This is a genomic window from Ideonella sp. BN130291 (assembly GCF_036231905.1).
In the GTDB taxonomy this organism is placed as follows: Bacteria; Pseudomonadota; Gammaproteobacteria; order Burkholderiales; family Burkholderiaceae_C; genus CAMLIZ01.
Genome location: NZ_JAZARE010000001.1, coordinates 301,120 through 322,895, shown reverse-complemented (window position 1 = coordinate 322,895; position 21,776 = coordinate 301,120). Strand labels below are relative to the sequence as shown.

Sequence of the window (21,776 nt, the reverse complement as noted above, 5' to 3'; positions counted from 1 at the left end):
GGCTCGGCGGAGGGCTCGATGAAGATCCTCATCTCCCACGGCCGGGTGGTCGACCCGGCGAGCGGCCGCGACGAACCGGCCGACATCGCGATCGCCAACGGCCGCATCCTCACGATCGGCAAGGTGCCGGCCGACTTCGAGCCCGACCGCACCATCGACGCCACTCACCTCGTGGTGGCACCCGGCCTGGTGGATCTGGCCGCCCGCCTGCGCGAGCCCGGCCATGAACACGAGGGCATGCTGGAGAGTGAGCTCAACGCGGCGGCGGCCGGCGGCGTCACCAGCCTGGTGTGCCCGCCCGACACCGACCCCACGCTGGACGAACCTGGCCTGGTGGAGATGCTCAAGTTCCGCGCCCGCAAGCTCAGCCTGTGCCGGTTGTTCCCGCTGGGCGCGCTCACCCGCGGGCTGGCCGGCGAGGTGCTGACCGAGATGGCCGAGCTCACCGAAGCCGGCTGCGTCGGCTTCTCCCAGGCGGAGAGCCCGATCGCCGACACGCTGGTGTTGCAACGCGCGCTGCAGTACGCCTCCACCTATGGCTACACCGTGTGGCTGCGACCACAGGACCCGTGGCTGGGCAAGGGCGTGGCGGCCAGCGGCGCGGTGGCCACGCGGCTGGGGCTGTCTGGCGTGCCGGTGAGTGCGGAGACCATCGCGCTGGCCACCATCTTCGAGCTGGTGCGCATCACCGGCGCGCGCGTGCACCTGTGCCGCCTGTCCAGCGCGGCCGGCGTGGCGCTGCTGCGCGCGGCCAAGGCCGAGGGCCTGAAGGTCACCGCCGACGTGAGCATCAATTCGCTGCACCTTACCGACATGGACATCGGCTTCTTCAACCCGGCCATGCGCCTGACGCCGGTGCTGCGCCAGCAGGCCGACCGCGACGCGCTGCGGGCCGCGCTGGCCGACGGCACCATCGACGCCCTGGTGTCAGACCACACGCCGGTGGACGAGGACATGAAGAACCTGCCGTTCGGCGAAGCGGAGCCGGGCGCCACCGGGCTGGAGCTGCTGCTCAGCCTGGCCCTGCGCTGGGGCCAGGACAGCGGCTTGGGCCTGCCCCAGGCCTTGGCCAGGGTGACCAGCGAGCCGGTTCGCGTGCTCGGCGATGCACTGGGCTCGCTCGCCTCCAGCGCGGGCCGCCTGGTCGAGGGCGGCGTGGCCGACGTCTGCGTGTTCGATCCGCAGGCCGAATGGTCCGTGACGCCGCAGCGCCTGCTCAGCCAGGGCAAGCACACGCCGTTTGCCTTCGAGGCCACCGGAATGGCCCTGCCGGGCCGCGTGTGCACCACGCTGGTGGCCGGCACCGTGGCCTACCAGGCCGCAGCCAACAACCGCTGATGCGCCCGTTGCGCGCGCTGGCGCGCCTGCTGCATGCCGTGGTGCACATGCTGCACGGGCTGGCCATCGTGCTGCTGCAGTTTGACCGCCTCGACCGCGCGCAGCGCCAGCAGCGCATCCGCTGGTGGGCGGGAAAGATGCTGCGCGTGCTGGGGGTGAGCCTGCAGTCAGACGGGGTGGCGCACGCGGGAGCGGCGTTGCTGGTGTCCAACCACATCTCCTGGATGGACATCCTGGCCATCCATGCGGTGTGCCCGCAGGCGCGCTTCGTGTCCAAGGCCGACGTGAAGCGCTGGCCGCTGCTGGGCCGGCTGGTGGCTTCGGCCGGCACCCTGTTCATCGAGCGTGAGCGCAAGCGCGATGCCTTGCGCGTGGTGCACCAGATGGCGCATGCGCTGCAGCATGGCGAGATGGTGGCGGTGTTCCCGGAGGGCACCACCAGCGACGGCCGTGGTGTGCTGCCCTTCCATGCCAACCTGCTGCAGGCGGCGATCACCACGCAGGTGCCGGTGCAGCCGGTGGTGCTTCGTTTCTCGGAGCCGGAACACGCGGTGAGCCCGGCCGTGGCCTATGTGGGCGAGACCACCTTGCTGCAGAGCGTGTGGCGCGTGGCGGGGGCGCAGGGCGTGACCGCGCATGTGTCCCTGTTGCTGCCCCAGGGCACGCGGCACCTCGAACGCCGCGCCCTCGCGGACCTGCTGCAGCAGCAGATCGAGGAGCGCCTGGCCGAGCCCGGCTCAGTCCCGGGCGCGCCAGCGTCGCAGCCAGCCCAGGCCCTCTGAGGTGCCGGCCCGCGGCCGGTACTCGCAGCCCACGAAGCCGGCATAACCCAGCTCGTCCAGCAGCGCGAACAGGGGCGGATGGTGCAGCTCGCCGCAGTCGGGCTCATGCCGGTCGGGCACGCCGGCGATCTGAACGTGGCCCACGCCGGCGATGTGGCGGCGCAGGCGCATGCTCACGTCGCCTTCCATGACCTGGCAGTGGTACAGGTCCATCTGCACCCCCAGGTTGGGTGCGCCCACCTCGGCCACGACGTCGTGCGCCGGCTGCTGGTGGTTGAGGAAGTAACCCGGCATGTCGCGGGTGTTGATCGGCTCGATCAACAAGGTGATGCCGTGCGGCTGCAGCAGGGCGGCGGCGCGCCGCAGGTTGGCGATGTACACGGCGCGCATCGCGGCGAGGTCGGCCCCGGGCGGCACCAGGCCGGCCATGGCGTGCAGTCGCCGGCAGCCGGTGGCCAGCGCATAGGGCAGGGCCTGTTCCACCGATGCAAGGAACTCGCTTTCCCGGCCGGGCAGGGCGGCCAGCCCGCGTTCCCCCTGGGCAAAGTCACCCGGCGGCAGGTTGAACAGCGCCTGCGTCAGGCCGTGCGCCTGCAGGCGCTGCACGATCGCCTCTGGCGCGTGTTCATAGGGGAAGAGGAACTCCACCGCGTCGAAGCCATCGGCTGCGGCGGCTTCGAACCGATCGAGGAAGGCGTGCTCGCCATACATCAGCGAGAGGTTGGCGGCAAAACGGGGCATGGGATCAGGCCAGCTTCGCGCCTTCACGCTGCAGCAACTCGCGCAGCAGTGAACGGTGGCAGCGCGACGCGTCCTCGCAATAGCAGCCGACCGCGAAGTCGGCCTGCTGCGACAGCGCAGCGAGCGTGGCCAGCAGGTGTGCAGCGTCGGGCCGCGCCATCTCAGCGCGGTAGCGCTGGCTGAAGGTCTTCCAGCGCGCGGGCGTGATGGCCTCTTCCTTGATCCACGCCATCAGCTCCGCGCTGGGCGCCAAGGTGGGCAGCCAGACGTCGTAGTAGTCCAGCCGTGCGTAGTCCGCCTTGGGCACCCCGCGCGGCGGCCGGCGCACCGTGCCGATGCGCAGGCCTTCGCCTTGTTCGCGCGGCGTGCCCAGGCGCACGACACGCAGCATGCTCAGCTTCTCTTGCCCTGGTTCGCCACCGCGGCAGCGGCCTTGGCGGCGGCTTCCGCATCACCCAGGTAGTAGCTCTTGATCGGCTTCAGGTCCGCGTCCAGCTCGTACACCAGCGGAATGCCGTTGGGGATGTTGACGCCCACGATGTCGGCGTCGTCGATGTTGTCCAGGTACTTCACCAGCGCGCGGATGCTGTTGCCGTGGGCAGCGATCACCAGGCGCTTGCCGCTCTTCAGCGCCGGCGCGATCGAATCGTTCCAGAACGGCAGCACACGCGCCACCGTGTCCTTCAGGCATTCGGTGAGCGGCACGTCCTCGGGCTTCAGCCTGGCGTAGCGCGGGTCCTGGCGCTCGCTGCGCGGGTCGGTCGGCTCCAGCGCGGGCGGCGGGGTGTCGTAGCTGCGGCGCCAGACCAGCACCTGCTCGTCGCCGTACTGCTTGGCCATGTCGGCCTTGTTCAGGCCCTGCAGCGCGCCGTAGTGGCGCTCGTTCAGTCGCCAGTGCTTGAGCACCGGCAGCCAGGTGCGGTCCATCTCGTCCAGGCAGTGCCACAGCGTCCAGATGGCGCGCTTGAGCACCGAGGTGTAGGCCAAGTCGAACTCATAACCGGCTTCCTTGAGCAGCCGGCCGGCCTGGCGCGCCTGCTGCACCCCGGTCTCGGTGAGCGGCACATCGGTCCAGCCGGTGAAGCGGTTTTCGAGGTTCCAGGTCGATTCACCGTGGCGGATGAGCACGAGCTTGTACATGGCAGGCGGAGGCAGGCGTGGAAACCCTCGATTCTATAATTCGCGTTTTCGCACCCCGGGCCCATCCACCGTGAAGTTCCTGCTCGACAACTGGTTCCTCGTCCTCGCCGCGCTCGTGTCGGGCGGCCTGCTGCTGTGGCCCATGCTGTCGCGCGGCGTGGGCGGCTCGGCGGTGTCTTCGGCCGAAGCGGTGCGCCTGATCAACCGCGAAAAAGGCGTGCTCATCGACGTGAGCGAGCCGGCCGAATACGCCGCAGGCCATGTGATGGGCGCGCGCAACATCCCCTTCGGCTCGCTCGAGGGCGCGAAGAACCTGCCCACGAACAAGGCCTTGCCGCTGATCCTGGTGTGCGCCACCGGCGCGCGCGCGGGCCGCGCGGTGGGCGTGCTCAAGAAGCTGGGCTACGAAAACGTGCAGTCGCTGGCCGGCGGGCTGGCCGCATGGCGCGAAGCCAACCTTCCCGTCGAGAAGGCCTGAGCCCCGGCCGCCTGGCCATGCCGCCCCTGCAAGCAGGGGCAAGCCGTCCGCCGGACAATGCCTCCATCGCCCGTTGGGCACGACCCTTGCAGCGACCTCGCCATGAACCACGTGAAGATGTACACCACCCAGGTCTGCCCGTTCTGCCAGCGGGCGAAGATGCTGCTCAAGCAGCGCGGTGTCGATCAGATCGAGGAAATCCGCGTCGATCTGAACCCCGGCGAGCGCGACACCATGATCGAGCTCACCGGCCGCCGCACCGTGCCGCAGATCTTCATCGGCGACACCCATGTCGGCGGCTGCGACGACCTGATCGCGCTGGACCAGAAGGGCGGCCTGACGCCCCTGCTGCAAGGCGCCTGATCGCCAGGTGCGCTAGGCCATAATCCGCGCTCGCTTTTCACAAGAGACAACCATGGCCGAGCAAGAAGCAACCCCCGTGTTCCAGATCCAGCGCATGTACCTGAAGGACATGTCGCTGGAGCAGCCGAATTCGCCCCAGATCCTGCTCGAGCAGCAGCAGCCCGAGGTGGACATCAACCTCGGCTTGTCGGCCGAAGCGGTCACCGACGGTGTGTACGAGGTCTGCGTCACCGCCACCGTCACCACCAAGATCAAGGACAAGACCCTGTTCCTGGTGGAGGCCAAGCAGGCCGGGATCTTCGAGATCCGCAACGTGCCGCAGGACCAGCTGCAGGCCATCATCGGCATCGCCTGCCCGCAGATGGTGTACCCGTACTTGCGTGCCATCGTCTCCGACGTCTGCACCCGCGCGGGTTTCCCGCCGGTGGTGCTGTCGGAAGTGAATTTCCAGGCGATGTTCGAAGCCCAGCAGCAACAGATGCTCGCCCAGCAGGGCAACGGCGCCGAGCACCCCGCCACCGCTTGAGGATGTTCTCCCGCGCTCGCCGGCATCCGGCGTCGGCCGCGCCGTGAACATCACCGTGTTGGGTGCCGGTGCCTGGGGCACCGCACTGGCAGTGCAGGCCGCCGCCCAGCATGCGGTGCACCTGTGGGGGCGGGATGCAACGCAGGTGCAGCGCATGCAGGCATCGCGCCGCAACGAGCGCTACCTGCCCGAAGTGGAGCTGCCTGCGGCGCTCATGCTGGGCGCCGACCTGCCCGAGGCGCTGGCCCATGCCGCAGGCGGGCTGATCGTGATCGCCACGCCGATGTCGGCGCTGAACGAGATGCTGCGGGTGGTGCCCGCGGACGCCCACGTGCTGTGGTTGTGCAAGGGCTTCCAGGCCGGCACCGGCTGGCTGGGGCACGAGGTGGCCCGCGCGGTGCGGCCGCAGGCGCGCTCCGGCGTGCTGTCCGGCCCGAGCTTTGCGCTCGAGGTGGCGCGCGGCCAGCCCACCGCCTTGGTGGCCGCCAGCTTCCATGACGGGCTGAGCCAGGTGGCGGTCGACGCCTTCCATGGCGACAGCCTGCGCATCTACACCTGCGCCGATCCGATCGGCGTGGAAGTGGGTGGTGCGGTGAAGAACGTGCTCGCCATCGCCACCGGCATCGCTGACGGCCTGGGCCTGGGCCTGAACGCGCGCGCGGCCCTGGTCACGCGCGGCCTGGCCGAGATGGCGCGGCTGGGCGTGGCCCTGGGTGCACGGGCCGAGACTTTCATGGGCCTTTCCGGCCTGGGGGACCTGGTGCTCACCGCCACGGGCGACCTGTCGCGCAACCGCCGTGTCGGCTTGATGCTGGCCGCAGGACAGTCCCTGCCACAGGTGCTGAGCGAGCTTGGCCATGTGGCCGAAGGGGTGTACAGCGCCGGCATGGTGCTGCAGCGTGCCCGCGACGCCCAGGTCGAGATGCCGATCACGGAGGTGGTGGTGGCGCTGCTCGACGGCCAGCTCACACCCGAAGAGGCCGTGAGCGCGCTGATGCGGCGCGACGCCCGCGCAGAAACTTGATATTGGCGACGAGGCACGACATGCTCCAGATCAGCGACGACCCGCAGGACGTGGACCTGGAGGTAGTGCACCGCTTCCTGAGCAGCCAGTCCACCTGGGCTCTTGGCATCCCCCGTGAGACGGTGGCGCGGGCGCTGCGCCACTCGCTGTGCTTTTCCGCGCGCGACCACGACGGCCGGTTCGTCGGCTTCGCGCGTGTGGTCACCGACCGGGCCACCTATGCGTGGCTGTGCGACGTGTTCGTGCTGCCGGAGGCTCGCGGCCAGGGCATCGCCCGGGCCCTGATGCAGGCCGTGGAGGCCCACGCCGACCTGCAGGGGCTGCGTCGTTTCACCCTGGCCACCAGCACGGCACCGGGCCTGTATGCGCAGCATGGCTTCGCGCCGCTGGCCAAGCCGCAGATCTGGATGGAGCGCTTCGACCCGGACGTGTATCAGCTGCCGCCGGCGTAGCCGTTCTGGCGCCAGCCTTCGAACACCGCGACCGCCACTGCATTGCTCAGGTTGAGGCTGCGCTGGTCCGCGCGCATCGGCAGCCGCACTCGTTGCGGTTCGGGAAAGCTGTCACGCAGCGCGGCCGGCAGGCCGGCGGTTTCGCTGCCGAAGACCAGCCAGTCGCCGGGCTGGAACTGCAGTTCGCCGATCAGGCGGCTGCCCCGCGTGGTGAAGGCAAAACAGCGCTGCAGCGGCGGCTGCTCGGCATCGAGCAGTGCCTGCCAGGAGGCATGGCGCTGCACCGGCGCATATTCGTGATAGTCCAGGCCGGCACGCCGCAGCAGCTTGTCGTCCATCGAAAAACCGAGCGGCTCCACCAGGTGCAGGCGGCAGCCGGTGTTGGCCGCCAGGCGGATCACGTTGCCGGTATTGGGTGGAATCTCCGGCTGCACAAGCACGATGTTGAACATGCCGGCATTGTCTTCGTTGCTCAGGCGTCCGCCGGCGCGGCGGTGCGGGCGACGACCCACAGCTGCACCTGCGCCGCACCCGCAGCACGCAGCACGCGGGCGGCTTCGTGCGCGGTCGCGCCGCTGGTGAGGACGTCGTCCACCAGCGCCACCGTGCGGCCCTGCAGGTGCTGCGCCTGGCCAGGCTCCACCAGGAAGGCACCGCGCAAGTTGCTCACGCGTTCGCTCTCGCTCAGCCCCAGCTGATGCGCGGTGTCCCTGATGCGTGACAGCACGCCGGCGTTCGCCTGCGTACCCCGCCAGCGCGCCACGCGGCGCGCCAGTTCCCAGGCCTGGTTGTAGCCGCGCTCGCGAAGCCGTTCGCGGCTCAGTGGTACGGGCAGCACCAGCGTGGCCGGCGGAAGCTCGGGCTGGCGGACCAGTGCGGCGTGCAGCAGGCGGGCGAGCGCGCCGGCCAGGTCCAGGCGCTGGTGGAACTTGTAGCCCGCGATCAACCCGTCCCAGGGGAAGGCATAGTCCACGGCGGCGACGCTCGCGTCCACGGGCGCGCCCGGGCGGCGCAGGCAGGCGCCGCAGCGCTGCACGCCGTGTGGCACGCGCAAGGCGCATTGCAGGCAGCGCGGCACGGCGCTGCCGAAGCGCGTCAGGCAGGCGTTGCACAAGCGGCCACGTGCCCAGCGGTGGCACACGGCGCACAGGCTGGGCAGGGGCGGCGGCAAGGGCATCGACTCAATATACTGCCCCGCCATGGCGCCGCCTGACACCCCTTCCAACGCCCGGCGCTTGATCGACGACGCTGCGGTGCGCGGCATCGTGCGTCGGCTGGCCGCGCATCCGCAGCCGCCCTGGCTGCATGGCGAAGTGGCGCGCCGCATGGCTGAGCGCCTGCCGGTCATCCTGAAACAGCCCCGGACGGTGATCCAGTGGTCCGGTTTTCTGGGTGCCAGCGACGCGGTGCTGCTGGCGGCCTATCCGCAGGCGCGCCGCGTCGTGGTGGAGAGCGATCCGGCGCTGCGCGAGCGCAGTGCCGCCGCGCACCGTGCGCCCTGGTGGTCGCCGCGTCGCTGGACCGCTGCGCCGCTGGTGGTGAGCCCGGACGAGGTGCAGCCGGCCGCCGGCGAGCTGGTGTGGGCCAACATGCTGCTGCAGGCCGCGGCCGACCCGCCTGCCTTGATGGCGCAATGGCAGCGTGCCCTTGCCGTCGACGGTTTTCTCATGTTCTCCAGCCTGGGGCCGGGCACCTTGCCGCAGCTGCGCGCGCTGTACCAGGCCCAGGGCTGGGGTGCCCCGATGGCAGCACTGATCGACATGCACGACCTGGGTGACATGCTGGTGCACGCCGGCTTTGCCGATCCGGTGATGGACCAGGAAACCGTGACCCTCACCTGGGCCTCGGCCGAGGCGGCACTGGCCGAGCTGAGGATGTTGGGCGGCAATGGCCACCCCGGCCGGCATGCGGGCCTGCGCACACCGCGCTGGCGCGCGCAGCTGTTGCAGGCATTGCAGGCGCAGGCGGATGCCCAGGGCCGCATCGCGCTCAGCTTCGAGCTGGTGTACGGGCATGCCTTCCGGCCCGCGCCCAAGGCGCGTGTGCAGGCGCAGACCGAGGTGTCGCTGGACGCGATGCGTGAGATGGTGCGCTCCGGCCGGCGGGGCACGCCCTGAAACGCCAGCGGCGTGCGCTAAAATCCCTGGGTTGATCTGGGTCAGGGTGGCGCATGGGCCGTTCTGGCATCCGGATGTCAGGGCCGAAGGGGCGCGGCAGCTGCCCGCCGTTCCTTTTGAGCACCACCCTCGCTTGACCCTCGATGACCGCGACCCTCGCCCCCAGTCCCTGGCCTGCGCCGACGCCCGCTGCGTCGCCGTGTTCGCCATGGCGCTTCGCGCGCGAGCTGCACACCCCCAGCGGGGTGGTGCTGCTGTGGGTGCTGCGGCGCAACTGTTCGCTGTCGCCGCGCCAGCTGCTGCGCGCGGTGCTGGCGGTGAGTGCGGCCGCGCTGGCGGTGGCACTGTTCTTCTGGTGGCGGGGCGCGACGCTGGTGCTGCCGTTTGCCGGCCTGGAAGTGCTGGGCCTGGTGGGCGTGGTGCTGCTCTATGGCCGCCACGCCACCGACCATGAAACGCTCACGCTGAGCAACGGCGAGCTGCAGGTGGCCCACCAGTGCGGCAGCCGGGTGGACCGTACCGCCTTCCGCGCCGCCTGCGTGCGCGTGGAGCCGCGAGCCGGTGACGCATCGCTGGTGGAGTTGTCGGGCCAGGGCCGGCGTGCGCATGTGGGCCGCTATGTGCTGCCGCACTGCCGGCCGGCGCTGGCGCAGGAACTTCGGAGGGCGCTGCGCGGCACCGGAGCCGCCGCGGCCAAGGAATCGGAATTGGAACTGAAGTGACCACGATGATGACAATGACGACAACGCTTGTGGGCCGCAAGGCTTGGAGCCGGTTGAGGGCCGGGGTGGTGACGCTGGGCGCCGCGCTGGCGGCGCAGGCGGCATTCGCCGTCAACGACCTGCCGGGCGGGCCTGGGGTCAACCAGCTCAACCTGCCCGTGGGTGTGACGCGCATCGCGTCCGAACAGGCCTGGCTGCACAACATGATGTTGTGGCTGTGCACGGCGATCTTCGTTGCCGTGTTCGGCGTGATGTTCTATTCGATCATCAAGCACCGCAAGTCGAAGGGCGCCAAGGCGGCCAACTTCCACGAGAGCGTGAAGGTCGAGATCGCCTGGACCATCGTGCCGTTCTTCATCGTGATCGCGATGGCGCTGCCGGCCACCAAGGCCGTTGTCGCCATGAAGGACACCACCAACGCGGACCTCACGATCAAGGCCACCGGCTACCAGTGGAAGTGGGGCTACGACTACCTCAAGGGCGAAGGCGAGGGCATCGGCTTCCTCTCCACCCTGGACGTGTCGCAGCGCGAAGCGTCCGACGCCGGCAAGCCGGTGGGCGACGACTACCTGCTGAAGGTGGACAACCCGCTGGTGGTGCCGGTGAACCGCAAGGTGCGCATCATCACCACCGCCAACGACGTGATCCACGCCTGGATGGTGCCGGCCTTCGGCGTCAAGCAGGACGCGATCCCCGGCTTCGTGCGCGACACCTGGTTCCGCGCCGAAAAGACCGGCGACTACTACGGCCAGTGCGCCGAGCTCTGCGGCAAGGAGCACGCCTACATGCCGATCCACGTGAAGGTGCTCTCGCAGGAGGACTACAGCAAGTGGGTGGGTGACAAGAAGAAGGCCCTGGCCGCCGCCGCGGATGACCCGAGCAAGGTGTGGACGCAGCCGGAGCTGATCGCGCGCGGCGAGAAGGTCTACGCCGCCAACTGCGCCGCCTGCCACCGCCCGGACGGCAAGGGCGCCGGCCCGATCAAGGCGTTGGACGCCTCGCCGGTGGTGCTGGACGCCGACAAGGGCAAGCAGCTCGACGTGGTGCTGCACGGCCGCCAGAACGGCGCCATGCCCGCCTGGAAGGGCAAGCTGTCGGACACCGAGATCGCCGCCGTCGTCACCTACACGAAGAACAGCTGGTCGAACAAGACCGGCCAGACCGTGCAGCCGGCTGACGTGGTCGCCGCCAGCAAGTAATCCAAGGTTCCAAGGAAACACACATGAGTGCAGTTCTCCCTCATCCCGCGGGTCACGCGCACGACCACGGCCATGCCCATGACGACCACCACGCGCCCGCCGGCTGGCGGCGCTGGGTGTTCGCCACCAACCACAAGGACATCGGCACCCTGTACCTGCTGTTCAGCTTCACGATGCTGATGATCGGCGGCATCCTGGCGCTGTGCATCCGGCTGGAGCTGTTCCAGCCGGGCCTGCAGTTCTTCAACCCCGAGCTGTTCAACCAGTTCACGACCATGCACGGTCTGATCATGGTGTTCGGGGCGATCATGCCGGCCTTCGTGGGCTTCGCGAACTGGATGATCCCGCTGCAGATCGGCGCGGCGGACATGGCCTTCGCGCGCATGAACAACTTCAGCTTCTGGCTGATGATTCCCGCGGCCATCATGCTGGTGGCGAGCTTCTTCATGCCCGGTGGCGCCCCCGCCGCCGGCTGGACGCTCTACGCGCCGCTGACGCTGCAGATGGGCCCGTCGATGGACGCCGGCATCTTCGCGATGCACATCCTCGGCGCCAGCTCGATCATGGGCTCGATCAACATCATCGTCACCATCCTGAACATGCGCGCGCCCGGCATGACGCTGATGAAGATGCCGCTGTTCTGCTGGACCTGGCTGATCACCGCCTACCTGCTGATCGCGGTGATGCCGGTGCTGGCCGGCGCCATCACGATGACGCTGACCGACCGCCACTTCGGCACCAGCTTCTTCACCCCGCAGGGCGGCGGTGACCCGGTGATGTACCAGCACATCTTCTGGTTCTTCGGGCACCCCGAGGTGTACATCATGATCCTGCCGGCGTTCGGCATCGTGAGCGCCATCATCCCGACCTTCGCCCGCAAGCGCCTGTTCGGCTACACCTCGATGGTGTACGCCACCGCGTCCATCGCCATCCTGTCGTTCATCGTGTGGGCCCATCACATGTTCACGACCGGCATGCCGGTGACCGGCCAGCTGTTCTTCATGTACGCCACCATGCTGATCGCCATCCCCACCGGGGTGAAGGTGTTCAACTGGATCGCCACCATGTGGAAGGGCTCGATGACCTTCGAGACCCCGATGCTGTTCGCGGTCGGCTTCATCTTCGTGTTCACGATGGGCGGCTTCACCGGCCTGATCCTGTCGGTGGCGCCCATCGACATCCAGCTGCAGGACACCTACTACGTGGTGGCCCACTTCCACTACGTGCTGGTGGCCGGCTCGCTGTATGCGCTGTTCGCCGGCGTGTACTACTGGGGCCCGAAGTGGACGGGTGTGATGTACAACGAGACGCGCGGCAAGATCCACTTCTGGGGCTCGCTGATCGCCTTCAACGTCACCTTCTTCCCGATGCACTTCCTGGGCCTGGCCGGCATGCCGCGTCGTTATGCCGACTACCCCATGCAGTTCGCCGACTTCAACCTGATCGCCTCGCTCGGCGCCTTCTGGTTCGGCCTGATGCAGGTGTACTTCTTCCTGTTCATCGTGGTGCCCATGATGCGCGGCAAGGGCGAAAAGGCCGCCCAGCGCCCGTGGGAGGCCGCTGAAGGCCTGGAGTGGGAAGTGCCGTCGCCGGCCCCGTTCCACACCTTCGAGGAACCGCCCAAGCTGGACGCCACCGCCACCCGCGTGATCGGCTGACGTCCATGGCCCCGAATCCCGAGCAACGCCGCAAGAACCTCCGGCTCGCGCTAATCCTGGCGACGATCGCAGCGGTCTTTGCGCTCGGCTTCGTGGCCAAGATCGTCCTGCTGGGCCGCTGACCGCACTGCACAGCGTGAGCACGCCCGACCACGATCAAGCCGGCCTGCGCAGGGACAACCTGCGCATGGTGGGCAAGCTCGGCGTCATCGTCGCGCTGATGTTCGGATTCGGTTATGCGCTGGTGCCGGTCTACAAGTCGATCTGCGAGGCGCTGGGCATCAACGTGCTGAGCCTGTCGGAGCGTGAAGCCGGCGGCAGGCCGGTCGGCGAGCGTGGCCCGGTCAACACCCAGGTCGACACCTCGCGCACGGTCACGGTGGAGTTCGATGCCAACGCACGCGGCCCGTGGAGCTTCAGGCCGGCCAAGAGTTCGGTGCAGGTGCACCCGGGCGAAGTGACCACGGTGATGTACGAGTTTCGCAACGAGCAGAACCGGGTGATGTCGGCGCAGGCGATTCCCAGCTATGCGCCCAAGCAGGCCAGCCCGCACTTCAACAAGCTGGAGTGCTTCTGCTTCAACGAATACACGCTGCAGCCGGGCGAGAAGAAGGAATGGCCGGTGGTCTTCGTGATCGACCGCAAGCTGCCGAAGGATGTGACGACCATCACCCTGTCGTACACCTTCTTCGAGGTGAGCGGCAAGGGAGTGAAGTCTTGAGCGAGCCCGATGACGGCAGCCTGCGCCAGGCGGTCGGCCGCAAGGGCTCGTTCCTGCAGTCGTTCAAGGCGGTGGCGTGGTCGTTCTTCGGCGTGCGCCAGGCCAGCGAGTATGAAAAGGATGTGAGCCAGCTCAACCCCGTGCACGTGATCGTCGCCGGCGTGATCGCCGCGCTGATCTTCATCGGCGTGCTGATCGCCGTGGTGCGCTGGGTCGTGGGCTGACTTTCGAAGATTTTTGCAGTTCGGTTCGAGGAGAAAACCAATGTCGGCAGCGACTCACTCAGGGCACACGCCTTACTACTTCGTTCCCCCACCGTCGGCTTACCCGGTGCTGACGGCCATCGGCCTGTTCTTCGTGATCCTGGGTGCCGGCCAGTGGGTCAACGGCCATGAGTGGGGCAAGTTCTCGCTGTTCTTCGGGCTGGCCTGGTGGGCCGCCGTGATCTTCAAGTGGTTCAGCCAGGCCATCCACGAGAGCGAGACGGGCCTGTACGGCAAGCGCATCGACACCTCGTTCCGCTGGAGCATGAGCTGGTTCATCTTCTCGGAGGTGATGTTCTTCGGCGCCTTCTTCGGTGCCCTGTTCTGGTCGCGCATCTACTCGGTGCCGACGCTGGGCAGCCTGGACAACCAGATCCTGTGGCCTGACTTCAAGGCGGTGTGGCCCAGCCTGCAGGCCGGCGCCACCGCCGCCCCCGGCGGCACGGTGGAACCCTTCCACACCGTGGGGCCCTGGCCGCTGCCGACGCTGAACACCGCGCTGCTGCTCACCTCGGGTGTCACGCTGACCATCGCGCACCATGCGCTCATCGCCGGCAAGCGCGCCACCACCATCGCGTGGATGTGGGTCACCGTGCTGCTGGGTGCCACCTTCGTGGGTGTGCAGGCCTTCGAATACCACCATGCCTACACCGAGCTGAACCTCAAGCTCAGCTCCGGCATCTTCGGCTCCACCTTCTTCATGCTGACCGGCTTCCACGGCTTCCACGTGTTGGTCGGCATGCTGATGCTGCTGTTCATCACGCTGCGCCTGATGAAGGGCCACTTCACCCCGCAGCGCCACTTCGGCTTCGAAGGCGCGGCCTGGTACTGGCACTTCGTGGACGTGGTGTGGCTGGGTTTGTACGCCGTCGTCTACTGGATGTGACATGGAGCCCCCGGCCGCCTGGCGGCCGCCCCCCGAGGGGGCTCGAATGCGGCCGGACAACCGTCCGCATTTCGCTCGTCCGATGACCACCGCCCCTGACCGCTGCGCGGTCTGTCCCAGTGGGACTCCCGCCCCTTGGGGGCGGGTTGGGGTGGGGCGTCAGATCACCCGGAGGGATGCGCAGCATCCCCTGGCCGCTGCGCGGTCTGTCCCACGGGGCCAACAACAAAGCCGCCCGAGGGCGGCTTTGTTGTTGAGGGTCACTACCGAGTGACCGGAATGCCCCTCGGCTCGATCCAGCCGAAATACCAGCTCAGCAGGATGAACAGGAACAGCGCCACCGACAGGCCCACCCGCACCGCGAGGGCGCGCGCCATCTTCTTGTCACGCTGCTGGCCGTCGTCGGTGTCCTTGCGCAGCATGAACACGCCGGCGCTGGCCAGGGCGGCCAGCACGAGCAGCAGGCCGATGATGATGATGGCTTTCATGGGCCGGGATTATTTCATTCCATGCTGAGCGACAAGCACAGGCGCTGGGTGGTCACGCTGGCGGCGCTGGCCGGCATGGCGCTCACGGCGCGCCTCGGTGTGTGGCAGCTCGATCGCGCCGCGCAGAAGCAGGCGCTGCAGCGGGCGATCGAAAGCCGTGGCCGCCTGCCCGCGCTGGAGAACACCACGCTGGCGCGCGATGCGCAGGCGGCCGCGGGCCAGCACTATCGGCCGGTGCGGCTGCGCGGGCAGTGGCTGGCGCAGCACACGGTCTTCCTCGACAACCGCCAGATCGGCGGTGGCCGTCCTGGCTTCTTCGTGCTCACGCCGCTGGTGCTCGCGCCGGGTGATGCGGTGCTGGTGCAACGCGGCTGGGTGCCGCGCGATGCGGCGGACCGCACCCACCTGCCGGCCATCACCACGCCGCAAGGCGTGGTGGAGATCGCTGGCCGCGTGGCCCCGCCACCGTCGCGGCTGTTCGAGTTTGCGGGGGCGGCATCGGGGCCGATCCGGCAAAATCTCGACCTCGCTGCTTTCACCACGGAAATTGACTTGGCCCTGCGGCCCCTGTCAGTGCAGCAGTTGAACGCGGGCGCCGATGCCGCCGACGGCCTGGCGCGCGACTGGCCCCTGCCGGCCGTGGACCTTTCCAAGCACCACGGTTATGCCTTCCAGTGGTTCGCCCTTTGTGCCCTCATCGCGGGTCTGTATGTCTGGTTCCAAATCCTCCGTCCCCGCACGCGCCGAGCCGCTTGAGTTCACCGTGCATTCGCTGCCCAACGCCGGGCAGGCCGGCGACCAGCACCAGCGTGTGCAACGCGGCCGCTGGAAGATGCTGGCGGTGCTGGCGGTGTGCGCGGCCCCGGTGATCGCTTCGTACTTCACCTATTTCGTGATCCGGCCCCAGGGGCGCACCAACTACAGCACGCTGATCCAGCCCACCCGCAGCCTGCCGGCCGACCTGCCGCTGCGCACGCTGGCCGGCCAGGCCGTGCCGGCATCGTCGCTGAAAGGGCAGTGGCTGCTGGTCTCGGTGGGTGGCGGCGCCTGCGATGCCGAGTGCGACAAGCGCCTGTTTCTGCAGCGCCAGCTGCGCGAGATGATGGGCAAGGAGCGCGACCGGGTGGACAAGGTCTGGCTGGTGACCGACGACGCGGCCGTGCCGCCGCCGGTGCGCGAAGCACTGTCCAACCCACCGACCACGGTGCTGCGCACCTCGCGCGAGGCGCTGTCACGCTGGCTGCAGCCCGAGCCGGGGCAGGCGCTGGAGAGCACGCTGTACCTGGTGGACCCGATGGGCGAGTGGATGATGCGCACGCCGCCCAACCCCGACCCCGCCAAGCTCAAGCGCGACCTCGAGAAGCTGCTGCGCGCCTCCGCCTCCTGGGACCGGCCAGGCCGATGAACACCAGCCAGGCGCTCGTGGACCTTGCGCCGCTGGTGCGCATCCTGCTGCTGGGCGGCGCGATCGCGCTCGCCCCGCTGCTGTGGATCGTGCGGCGCCAGCGCCAGGGCCACCCGGTGGCGCGCTGGCGTGCGATCACGGTGTTCACGCTCTTCCTCACCTTCGACCTGGTGCTGTTCGGTGCCTTCACCCGGCTCACCGATTCCGGCCTGGGTTGCCCCGACTGGCCCGGCTGTTATGGCAACGCCAGCCCGCTGGGCGCACACCATGAGATCGCCGCGGCCCAGAGCGCCATGCCGAGCGGGCCGGTCACGCAACGCAAGGCCTGGGTCGAGATGATCCACCGTTACCTCGCCACCGGCGTGGGTGCGCTGATCACTGTGCTGTGCGTGGTGGCCTGGCGCCAGTGGCGCCGGCGTGACGGCGCGCCTGCACCGTCGCCCTGGTGGGCCACCGCCACGCTGGTGTGGGTGTGCGTGCAGGGCGCGTTCGGCGCGCTCACGGTCACCATGAAGCTGTATCCGGCAGTGGTCACCGGGCACCTGCTGGGCGGCCTGGCCTTGATCGCGCTGCTGGCGGCGCAGGACGAGGCGTTTGCGCCCCGCCCGCTGGCCAGCACGCGGGCCCTGCGTTGCGGCGTGGCCGCGGTGGTGCTGCTGGCCTTGTTGCAGATCACGCTGGGCGGCTGGGTCAGCACCAACTATGCAGTGCTGGCGTGCAGCGACTTTCCCCAATGCCAGGGCAGCTGGTGGCCCGAGATGGACTTCGCTCATGGCTTCACCCTGCGGCGCGGCCTGGGCACCACCGCCAGCGGCGACTGGCTGCCGTTTGCCGCCCTGACCGCCATCCACTACATGCACCGCCTGGTGGCCTATGTGCTCCTGGTGGCGCTGGTGGCCCTGGCCGCCGCGTTGGCACGCGCCGGGGACCGGGCATCACGCCGTTTTGCGTTCGGCCTGGCGGCGGTGGCAGCGTGGCAGCTGGGCACGGGCTTGTCCAACGTCGTGCTCGGCTGGCCGCTGGCGGCCGCGGTCGGCCACACCGGCGGCGCGGCTGCGCTGGTGCTCCTGCTCACGCGCCTGGGCCTGCGGCTGCGCCAGGGGGCGGCGCAGCGTTCACCGGCCCCGTCACTGCGGCCGGCAGCGTCCACTTCGTAGAATCGCCGGTTCCCCATGGCCAACACCGTCAGCAGCCCGAGCCCCCACGTTGCAGCCGCATCGCGCCTGCGGCAGTACTACGTGCTGACCAAGCCGCGGGTGGTGCAGCTGATCGTGTTCTGCGCGGTCATTGGCATGCTGCTCGCTGAGCCGGGCGTGCCGGACCTGCGGGTGGCGCTGGCCGCCACCGCGGGCATCTGGCTGGTGGCCGCAGCGGCCGCCGCGTTCAACTGCCTGGTCGAGCAGCACATCGACGCCAAGATGGCGCGCACCGCCTGGCGGCCCACCGCCAAGCACGAACTCACCAACACCCAGACGCTGCTGTTTTCGCTCATCCTGTGCGGCCTGGGCAGCGCGCTGCTGTGGTTCCTGGTGAACCCGCTCACCATGTGGCTCACCTTCGCCACGTTCGTGGGTTATGCGGTGATCTACACCGTGGTGCTCAAGCCGATGACGCCGCAGAACATCGTGATCGGCGGCGCCTCCGGCGCCATGCCGCCGGTGCTGGGCTGGGCCGCGATGCGCGGGGAGGTGGGGCCGGAGGCGTTGATGCTGTGCCTCATCATCTTCCTGTGGACACCGCCGCACTTCTGGGCCCTGGCGCTGTACCGCGCGGAGGACTACCGCCGCTCGGGGCTGCCGATGCTGCCGGTGACCCACGGCAACGAATTCACCCGCCTGCATGTGCTGCTGTACACGCTGGTGCTGTTCGCCGGCACCTTGCTGCCGTTCGTGTACGGCATGAGCGGCTGGTTGTACCTGCTGGCTGCGCTGGCGCTGGGCGCGGCCTTCATCGGCTATGCCTTCCGCCTGTGGCGCCACTACAGCGACGACCTCGCGCGGCGCACCTTCCGCTTCTCCATCCTGCACCTGTCGCTGCTGTTCGCCGCGCTGCTGCTGGACCACTACCTGATGCCGCTGCTGTCATGACCCACTTCCTCGCGCGCCGTGCTTTCGTGTGTGCCCTGGCGCTGGCGGCTCTGGCGGGTTGCGAGCGGGCGAACAACCAGCCCAGCTTCCAGGGCGTGGACATCACCGGCGCCGACTATGCCCGCCAGCTGGCGCTGACCGATGCCGACGGCAAGCCGCGCACCCTGGGTGACTTCAAGGGCAAGGTGACGGTGGTGTTCTTCGGCTACACCCAGTGCCCCGACGTCTGCCCCACCACCATGGCCGAGCTGGCCGAAGTGAAGCGCTCGCTCGGGCCCCAGGGCGACAAGGTGCAGGGTGTGTTCGTGACCATCGATCCCGAGCGCGACACGCCCGCCTTGCTCAAGAGCTACCTGCACAACTTCGATCCCGGCTTCGTTGCCCTGCGCGGCACGCCGGAGCAGACGCAGGCGGCCGCCAAGGAGTTCAAGGTGTTCTACGCCAAGGTGCCCGGCAAGGCCGAAGGCAGCTACACCATGGACCACACCGCCGGTTCCTATGTCTTTGACACCCAGGGGCGGGTGCGGCTGTTCGAGCGCTATGGCGCCGGCCCCAAGGCCCTGGCCAGCGACCTGCAGCGGCTGCTCAACGAAGGCTGAAGCGCGGCGCTGAGATCGCAGCCGCTGGACCGGGCGGCTGAAGACGGGCAGCATGCGCTTCTCGGGTTCATCGTCGCGGTGCAGCGGGCACCGCTGCCTGCCATGTCGATCCATTCGCCTTCGCTGCGCTTCGCCCACCGCTCCGACGCCGGCCGGCAGCTCGCCAGCGCAGTGCAACAGTGCTTGTCGGGCGAAACCCGGCCACTGCTGGTGCTGGCGCTGCCACGCGGCGGGGTCCCGGTGGCCGGGGAGATCGCCCGCACCCTGGAGGCGCCGCTGGACGTGCTGCTGGTGCGCAAGCTGCCCGCGCCCGGCCAGCCGGAGCTCGGGCTGGGCGCAGTGGTGGAGGGCAGCCCGCCGCAGACCGTGCTGAACCACGCGCTGGTGCAAGCCACCGGCGCCTCGCCGGCATACATCGCCGCGCAACACGAAGAACAGTTGCAGCTCATCGAAGCGCGGCGGCGCCTCTACCGCGAAGGTGCGCCCGCCGCGCCAGTGGCCGGCCGCGTGGTGGTGCTGGTGGACGACGGCATCGCCACGGGGGGCACCATGCAGGCGGCGCTGCAGGGCCTGGCGCAGCTGGGCGCCGCGCGCACCGTGGTGGCGGTGCCTGTGGCCCCTGCCGGCATGGGCGATCGTCTGGGTCTCGCCCCTCAGGACTATGTGTGCCTGCAGGAGCCGGCGCGCTTCAACTCGGTCGGGGAGCACTACCTCGACTTCGAGCAGACCAGCGACGAGGAAGTGATGGCGCTGCTGCGCCGCCCGACGTCGCCATAGCGACCCCGCCTCACACGCCGGACGGGTAGGTTTCGGTTTCCCCGGTGTGCGGCTGCGGCCACCGCGCCGACGCGTCCAGCGGCGGCAGCGCCTGCGTTTCGTCGATGTGGATCACCGCATCGAACTGCTGCGCCAGCCGGGCGCGGAAGTAGTGGCTCATCAGCTCGGTGTCCGGCCGGTAGATCACGCCGATGGCCCGCTCCAGCCGGGGCGCTGACAGTGCGCGCTGCAGCTCGGGATCCCGCAGCGGCAGCAGCGCCAGCGGCAGGCCCAGGTCATGCAGCAGGCGCTCATGGCTGCCGGCGCGCGAGGGCAGCACCGTCTTGCGTTCGGCCGCGCCGTCCCAGTCGCTCGCGGCGGTCACCGTGCCGGCGTGGGTGGTGAAGCCGAGCAGGAAGGTATCGCCTGGAGCTTCGGCGGCCTCGCGCACGCGCTGGCCCAGGTTGATCTCGCCTTCGTCGGCCATGGCGGTGGCCCGCGCGTCGCCGATGTGCGAGTTGTGCGCCCACACCACCACCTTGGCAGGGCGGCCGCGTTGCTGCGCGAGGTGGCGTTGCAACGCGGCCAGGGTGCCGGCCATGTGGTCGTCACGCAGGTTCCACGACGACACGCGGCCTTCGAACATCGCCCGGTAGTAGGCCTCGGCGTTGCGCACCACCTGGGCGTTCTGCTGCGCATGGAAGTGCTCGTCGTCGAGCGCGGCTGCGTCGTCCAGCAGGCCAGTGTGCGAGCTGCTGCACAGCTCCTGCAACTGCTGCAGCACCTCGCGCTCGCAGCCTTCGGTCAGGCCGAAGCGCACCGCCTGCCCGTAGAACTGCGGGTCCTCGCCGAAGTGGTCGAAGCAGCTGTAGCGCTGCCGTGCGCGAGCCGCAGCGGTGGGATCGGCTTGGTCGAGGTAATGCAGAACCGCCTGCATGGACGCGCGCAGGCTGTACAGGTCCAGACCGAAGAACCCCACGCGCTGCGGCGGTTGGGCCTGTGCGTTGTGCTGCCGCAGCCATTGCAGGAAGCCGAGCACTTCCGGGTTGCGCCACATCCACTGCGGAAAGCGTTCGAAGCCGCCCAGCGCGCGCTCGGCGGAGGCGTCGGCGTCGTGGCCCATGGCCCAGCGGCTGGCGCGTAGTGTGTCCGGCCAGTCGGCTTCCACCGCCACCGCGTCAAAGCCGTGTTCGGTGATGAGCCGGCGGGTCAGCTGGGCACGCAGCCGGTAGAACTCCAGGCTGCCGTGGCTGGCTTCGCCGAGCAGCACGGTGCGCGCGTCGCCGATCCGCCGCAGCACCGGGTCCAGATCGTCCAGGCCGGCCAGGCCGACGGCATGCTCAAGCAGGCGGGAAAGAAGGTCGGCGTCCGAAGACATGGCGAAGCGACTGGTTCACCGCCCGCGCGGCAAATCATGCTCCCGTATCCCCTTGCGCCTGCGGGCGGAGCAGTCAGGCAGCGGGGGCGCCACGCCGGCGCACCGCCTGCGTGAGCGCCTGCACGGCCTGGTCGGGCGAATAGGGCTTAGGGAGGAACACGTCGTAGTCGCTGCACACCGGGCGCACAAAGGCTTCGCTCAGCCCACTCACCATCACCACGCCGATGTCCTTCGTGGCGGGCGATTCGCGCAAGGCACGCGCCAGGGCTGCACCGTCCATGGTGGGCATGATGTAGTCCAGCAGCACCGCGTCCGGCCGGCGCACGCGGATGGAAGCCAAGGCCTCCGCGCCGTCACGGGCGCACCAGACCTCCAGGCCCGCCTCGCGCAGGAACTCGCGTACCACCTCCCGGTTGTCGCTGTCGTCGTCCACCAGCAGGACAGTGGGGCTCGTCGGTTCCATTGAATCCTTTCGCGGACGGATGCGGATCCCGGCAGCGCCGCAAAAAACGCACCCGCTCGGTGGCCCGCCGACGGCGTGACAAAGCGCACGCAGGACGATGTTTCAGCGCGCCGGCGCCACAATTCGTCGGTAACTCTTGCGGTCCGGCTTTCAAGCGCCGGCGCGCTCTGCCTGCTGGAGCGCGGGCCAG

The 21,776-nt window shown here is 69.1% G+C and carries 29 protein-coding genes; 21 read left to right on the top strand and 8 right to left on the bottom strand.

Features of this window, described 5'->3' with window-relative positions; all coding sequences use genetic code 11:
* Positions 1–18: 18 nt before the first annotated feature.
* Together VPH43_RS01540 and VPH43_RS01535 are read left to right on the top strand one after the other, a co-directional pair.
* The gene (locus tag VPH43_RS01540) at positions 19–1,338 is read left to right on the top strand and encodes a dihydroorotase (protein WP_328575884.1); all 1,320 of its coding nucleotides are present in this window, start codon (positions 19–21) and stop codon (positions 1,336–1,338) included.
* Positions 1,338–2,120 carry a lysophospholipid acyltransferase family protein gene (locus VPH43_RS01535; protein WP_328575883.1) on the top strand — a complete coding sequence of 261 codons (783 nt, stop codon included), beginning with the start codon at positions 1,338–1,340 and terminating at the stop codon, positions 2,118–2,120. Before VPH43_RS01540 ends, VPH43_RS01535 begins: the two co-directional genes overlap by 1 nt.
* Here VPH43_RS01535 and otnI read toward each other — a convergent pair.
* Genes otnI through gpmA form a run of 3 tightly spaced genes read right to left on the bottom strand, consistent with a single transcriptional unit; the run spans position 2,076 to position 4,001 of the window.
* Complete coding sequence (gene otnI / locus VPH43_RS01530) at positions 2,076–2,861, bottom strand: 2-oxo-tetronate isomerase (RefSeq protein ID WP_328575882.1); 786 nt, start codon at positions 2,859–2,861, stop codon at positions 2,076–2,078. The two genes, VPH43_RS01535 and otnI, sit on opposite strands and share 45 nt — an antisense overlap.
* Positions 2,862–2,865: 4 nt before the next feature.
* Positions 2,866–3,252, bottom strand: coding sequence for a DUF488 domain-containing protein (locus VPH43_RS01525; protein ID WP_328575881.1), 387 nt, complete (start codon positions 3,250–3,252; stop codon positions 2,866–2,868).
* A gap of 2 nt (positions 3,253–3,254) precedes the next feature.
* Positions 3,255–4,001 carry a 2,3-diphosphoglycerate-dependent phosphoglycerate mutase gene (gene gpmA, locus VPH43_RS01520; protein ID WP_328575880.1) on the bottom strand — a complete coding sequence of 249 codons (747 nt, stop codon included), beginning with the start codon at positions 3,999–4,001 and terminating at the stop codon, positions 3,255–3,257.
* A 70-nt stretch (positions 4,002–4,071) separates the two neighbouring features.
* Between gpmA and VPH43_RS01515 the strand changes: the two genes are divergently transcribed.
* The 5 genes from VPH43_RS01515 (at position 4,072) to VPH43_RS01495 (ending at position 6,844) form a co-directional block, all read left to right on the top strand.
* Positions 4,072–4,479 carry a rhodanese-like domain-containing protein gene (locus VPH43_RS01515; protein WP_328575879.1) on the top strand — a complete coding sequence of 136 codons (408 nt, stop codon included), beginning with the start codon at positions 4,072–4,074 and terminating at the stop codon, positions 4,477–4,479.
* A gap of 102 nt (positions 4,480–4,581) precedes the next feature.
* Positions 4,582–4,842 carry a glutaredoxin 3 gene (gene grxC / locus VPH43_RS01510; protein WP_328575878.1) on the top strand — a complete coding sequence of 87 codons (261 nt, stop codon included), beginning with the start codon at positions 4,582–4,584 and terminating at the stop codon, positions 4,840–4,842.
* Positions 4,843–4,894: 52 nt separating this feature from the next.
* Entirely contained in the window at positions 4,895–5,368 is a 474-nt protein-coding gene (gene secB / locus VPH43_RS01505; RefSeq protein ID WP_328575877.1) for a protein-export chaperone SecB, read from the top strand.
* 43 nt (positions 5,369–5,411) lie between these two features.
* On the top strand, positions 5,412–6,392 hold the full coding sequence (locus VPH43_RS01500; RefSeq protein ID WP_328575876.1) for an NAD(P)H-dependent glycerol-3-phosphate dehydrogenase: 981 nt from the start codon (positions 5,412–5,414) through the stop codon (positions 6,390–6,392).
* A 20-nt stretch (positions 6,393–6,412) separates the two neighbouring features.
* On the top strand, positions 6,413–6,844 hold the full coding sequence (locus VPH43_RS01495) for a GNAT family N-acetyltransferase (RefSeq protein ID WP_328575875.1): 432 nt from the start codon (positions 6,413–6,415) through the stop codon (positions 6,842–6,844).
* Here VPH43_RS01495 and trmL read toward each other — a convergent pair.
* Both trmL and VPH43_RS01485 read right to left on the bottom strand, forming a co-directional pair.
* A complete protein-coding gene (gene trmL, locus VPH43_RS01490; protein WP_328575874.1) occupies positions 6,826–7,296 on the bottom strand; it encodes a tRNA (uridine(34)/cytosine(34)/5-carboxymethylaminomethyluridine(34)-2'-O)-methyltransferase TrmL in 471 nt (156 codons plus the stop codon). The genes VPH43_RS01495 and trmL overlap by 19 nt on opposite strands.
* 20 nt (positions 7,297–7,316) lie before the next feature.
* Positions 7,317–8,021, bottom strand: a complete 705-nt coding sequence (locus VPH43_RS01485; RefSeq protein WP_328575873.1) for a ComF family protein — start codon at positions 8,019–8,021, stop codon at positions 7,317–7,319.
* A 22-nt stretch (positions 8,022–8,043) separates the two neighbouring features.
* Here VPH43_RS01485 and VPH43_RS01480 point away from each other — a divergent pair, with 22 nt between their 5' ends.
* From VPH43_RS01480 to VPH43_RS01445, 8 genes are all read left to right on the top strand, one after another.
* Positions 8,044–8,961: a biotin synthase gene (locus VPH43_RS01480; RefSeq protein WP_328575872.1), complete on the top strand. Its 918-nt coding sequence runs from the start codon at positions 8,044–8,046 to the stop codon at positions 8,959–8,961.
* Positions 8,962–9,104: 143 nt separating this feature from the next.
* A complete protein-coding gene (locus VPH43_RS01475) occupies positions 9,105–9,683 on the top strand; it encodes a DUF2244 domain-containing protein (protein ID WP_328575871.1) in 579 nt (192 codons plus the stop codon).
* A gap of 14 nt (positions 9,684–9,697) precedes the next feature.
* Positions 9,698–10,882: a cytochrome c oxidase subunit II gene (gene coxB / locus VPH43_RS01470; protein ID WP_328575870.1), complete on the top strand. Its 1,185-nt coding sequence runs from the start codon at positions 9,698–9,700 to the stop codon at positions 10,880–10,882.
* 23 nt (positions 10,883–10,905) lie between these two features.
* Positions 10,906–12,540 (top strand): cytochrome c oxidase subunit I, encoded by a 1,635-nt coding sequence (gene ctaD, locus VPH43_RS01465; RefSeq protein ID WP_328575869.1) that lies wholly within the window; start codon positions 10,906–10,908, stop codon positions 12,538–12,540.
* A 5-nt stretch (positions 12,541–12,545) separates the two neighbouring features.
* A complete protein-coding gene (locus VPH43_RS01460; protein ID WP_328575868.1) occupies positions 12,546–12,662 on the top strand; it encodes a cytochrome oxidase small assembly protein in 117 nt (38 codons plus the stop codon).
* 65 nt (positions 12,663–12,727) lie between these two features.
* Positions 12,728–13,261, top strand: coding sequence for a cytochrome c oxidase assembly protein (locus VPH43_RS01455; RefSeq protein ID WP_442909192.1), 534 nt, complete (start codon positions 12,728–12,730; stop codon positions 13,259–13,261).
* On the top strand, positions 13,258–13,485 hold the full coding sequence (locus VPH43_RS01450) for a DUF2970 domain-containing protein (protein WP_328575866.1): 228 nt from the start codon (positions 13,258–13,260) through the stop codon (positions 13,483–13,485). The genes VPH43_RS01455 and VPH43_RS01450 overlap by 4 nt, the downstream gene beginning before the upstream one ends.
* Before the next feature lie 40 nt (positions 13,486–13,525).
* Positions 13,526–14,410, top strand: coding sequence for a cytochrome c oxidase subunit 3 (locus VPH43_RS01445; RefSeq protein ID WP_328575865.1), 885 nt, complete (start codon positions 13,526–13,528; stop codon positions 14,408–14,410).
* Between the two features lie 263 nt (positions 14,411–14,673).
* On the opposite strand, the gene VPH43_RS01440 is transcribed toward VPH43_RS01445, so the two are convergent.
* The gene (locus tag VPH43_RS01440; RefSeq protein WP_328575864.1) at positions 14,674–14,898 is read right to left on the bottom strand and encodes a twin transmembrane helix small protein; all 225 of its coding nucleotides are present in this window, start codon (positions 14,896–14,898) and stop codon (positions 14,674–14,676) included.
* 21 nt (positions 14,899–14,919) lie between these two features.
* Between VPH43_RS01440 and VPH43_RS01435 the strand changes: the two genes are divergently transcribed.
* The 6 genes from VPH43_RS01435 to VPH43_RS01410 all read left to right on the top strand — a co-directional run bounded on the left by VPH43_RS01435 (position 14,920) and on the right by VPH43_RS01410 (position 19,766).
* Positions 14,920–15,654 (top strand): SURF1 family protein, encoded by a 735-nt coding sequence (locus tag VPH43_RS01435; RefSeq protein WP_328575863.1) that lies wholly within the window; start codon positions 14,920–14,922, stop codon positions 15,652–15,654.
* 7 nt (positions 15,655–15,661) lie between these two features.
* The gene (locus tag VPH43_RS01430; protein WP_328575862.1) at positions 15,662–16,303 is read left to right on the top strand and encodes an SCO family protein; all 642 of its coding nucleotides are present in this window, start codon (positions 15,662–15,664) and stop codon (positions 16,301–16,303) included.
* The gene (locus VPH43_RS01425; RefSeq protein ID WP_328575861.1) at positions 16,300–17,460 is read left to right on the top strand and encodes a COX15/CtaA family protein; all 1,161 of its coding nucleotides are present in this window, start codon (positions 16,300–16,302) and stop codon (positions 17,458–17,460) included. Before VPH43_RS01430 ends, VPH43_RS01425 begins: the two co-directional genes overlap by 4 nt.
* A gap of 15 nt (positions 17,461–17,475) precedes the next feature.
* Positions 17,476–18,390, top strand: coding sequence for a heme o synthase (gene cyoE, locus VPH43_RS01420; RefSeq protein ID WP_328575860.1), 915 nt, complete (start codon positions 17,476–17,478; stop codon positions 18,388–18,390).
* On the top strand, positions 18,387–18,989 hold the full coding sequence (locus tag VPH43_RS01415) for an SCO family protein (protein ID WP_328575859.1): 603 nt from the start codon (positions 18,387–18,389) through the stop codon (positions 18,987–18,989). Before cyoE ends, VPH43_RS01415 begins: the two co-directional genes overlap by 4 nt.
* A 102-nt stretch (positions 18,990–19,091) precedes the next feature.
* On the top strand, positions 19,092–19,766 hold the full coding sequence (locus VPH43_RS01410) for a phosphoribosyltransferase (protein ID WP_328575858.1): 675 nt from the start codon (positions 19,092–19,094) through the stop codon (positions 19,764–19,766).
* Between the two features lie 10 nt (positions 19,767–19,776).
* Here VPH43_RS01410 and VPH43_RS01405 read toward each other — a convergent pair whose 3' ends face one another.
* Positions 19,777–21,123, bottom strand: a complete 1,347-nt coding sequence (locus VPH43_RS01405) for an erythromycin esterase family protein (RefSeq protein WP_328575857.1) — start codon at positions 21,121–21,123, stop codon at positions 19,777–19,779.
* Positions 21,124–21,196: 73 nt separating this feature from the next.
* Complete coding sequence (locus tag VPH43_RS01400; RefSeq protein WP_328575856.1) at positions 21,197–21,586, bottom strand: response regulator; 390 nt, start codon at positions 21,584–21,586, stop codon at positions 21,197–21,199.
* Positions 21,587–21,776 lie beyond the last annotated feature (190 nt).

Coding starts and splice junctions, on each gene's coding strand:
- trmL (WP_328575874.1), bottom strand. CDS start 7,296: ATGTTCAACATCGTGCTTGTGCAGCCGGAGATTCCACCCAATACCGGC.
- VPH43_RS01525 (WP_328575881.1), bottom strand. CDS start 3,252: ATGCTGCGTGTCGTGCGCCTGGGCACGCCGCGCGAACAAGGCGAAGGC.
- VPH43_RS01425 (WP_328575861.1), top strand. CDS start 16,300: ATGAACACCAGCCAGGCGCTCGTGGACCTTGCGCCGCTGGTGCGCATC.
- VPH43_RS01440 (WP_328575864.1), bottom strand. CDS start 14,898: ATGAAAGCCATCATCATCATCGGCCTGCTGCTCGTGCTGGCCGCCCTG.
- VPH43_RS01415 (WP_328575859.1), top strand. CDS start 18,387: ATGACCCACTTCCTCGCGCGCCGTGCTTTCGTGTGTGCCCTGGCGCTG.
- ctaD (WP_328575869.1), top strand. CDS start 10,906: ATGAGTGCAGTTCTCCCTCATCCCGCGGGTCACGCGCACGACCACGGC.
- secB (WP_328575877.1), top strand. CDS start 4,895: ATGGCCGAGCAAGAAGCAACCCCCGTGTTCCAGATCCAGCGCATGTAC.
- gpmA (WP_328575880.1), bottom strand. CDS start 4,001: ATGTACAAGCTCGTGCTCATCCGCCACGGTGAATCGACCTGGAACCTC.
- cyoE (WP_328575860.1), top strand. CDS start 17,476: ATGGCCAACACCGTCAGCAGCCCGAGCCCCCACGTTGCAGCCGCATCG.
- VPH43_RS01475 (WP_328575871.1), top strand. CDS start 9,105: ATGACCGCGACCCTCGCCCCCAGTCCCTGGCCTGCGCCGACGCCCGCT.
- VPH43_RS01455 (WP_442909192.1), top strand. CDS start 12,728: ATGGTGGGCAAGCTCGGCGTCATCGTCGCGCTGATGTTCGGATTCGGT.
- otnI (WP_328575882.1), bottom strand. CDS start 2,861: ATGCCCCGTTTTGCCGCCAACCTCTCGCTGATGTATGGCGAGCACGCC.
- VPH43_RS01405 (WP_328575857.1), bottom strand. CDS start 21,123: ATGTCTTCGGACGCCGACCTTCTTTCCCGCCTGCTTGAGCATGCCGTC.
- VPH43_RS01485 (WP_328575873.1), bottom strand. CDS start 8,021: ATGCCCTTGCCGCCGCCCCTGCCCAGCCTGTGCGCCGTGTGCCACCGC.
- VPH43_RS01540 (WP_328575884.1), top strand. CDS start 19: ATGAAGATCCTCATCTCCCACGGCCGGGTGGTCGACCCGGCGAGCGGC.
- VPH43_RS01495 (WP_328575875.1), top strand. CDS start 6,413: ATGCTCCAGATCAGCGACGACCCGCAGGACGTGGACCTGGAGGTAGTG.
- VPH43_RS01400 (WP_328575856.1), bottom strand. CDS start 21,586: ATGGAACCGACGAGCCCCACTGTCCTGCTGGTGGACGACGACAGCGAC.
- coxB (WP_328575870.1), top strand. CDS start 9,698: ATGACGACAACGCTTGTGGGCCGCAAGGCTTGGAGCCGGTTGAGGGCC.
- VPH43_RS01445 (WP_328575865.1), top strand. CDS start 13,526: ATGTCGGCAGCGACTCACTCAGGGCACACGCCTTACTACTTCGTTCCC.
- VPH43_RS01480 (WP_328575872.1), top strand. CDS start 8,044: ATGGCGCCGCCTGACACCCCTTCCAACGCCCGGCGCTTGATCGACGAC.
- VPH43_RS01535 (WP_328575883.1), top strand. CDS start 1,338: ATGCGCCCGTTGCGCGCGCTGGCGCGCCTGCTGCATGCCGTGGTGCAC.
- VPH43_RS01460 (WP_328575868.1), top strand. CDS start 12,546: ATGGCCCCGAATCCCGAGCAACGCCGCAAGAACCTCCGGCTCGCGCTA.
- grxC (WP_328575878.1), top strand. CDS start 4,582: ATGAACCACGTGAAGATGTACACCACCCAGGTCTGCCCGTTCTGCCAG.
- VPH43_RS01410 (WP_328575858.1), top strand. CDS start 19,092: ATGTCGATCCATTCGCCTTCGCTGCGCTTCGCCCACCGCTCCGACGCC.
- VPH43_RS01435 (WP_328575863.1), top strand. CDS start 14,920: ATGCTGAGCGACAAGCACAGGCGCTGGGTGGTCACGCTGGCGGCGCTG.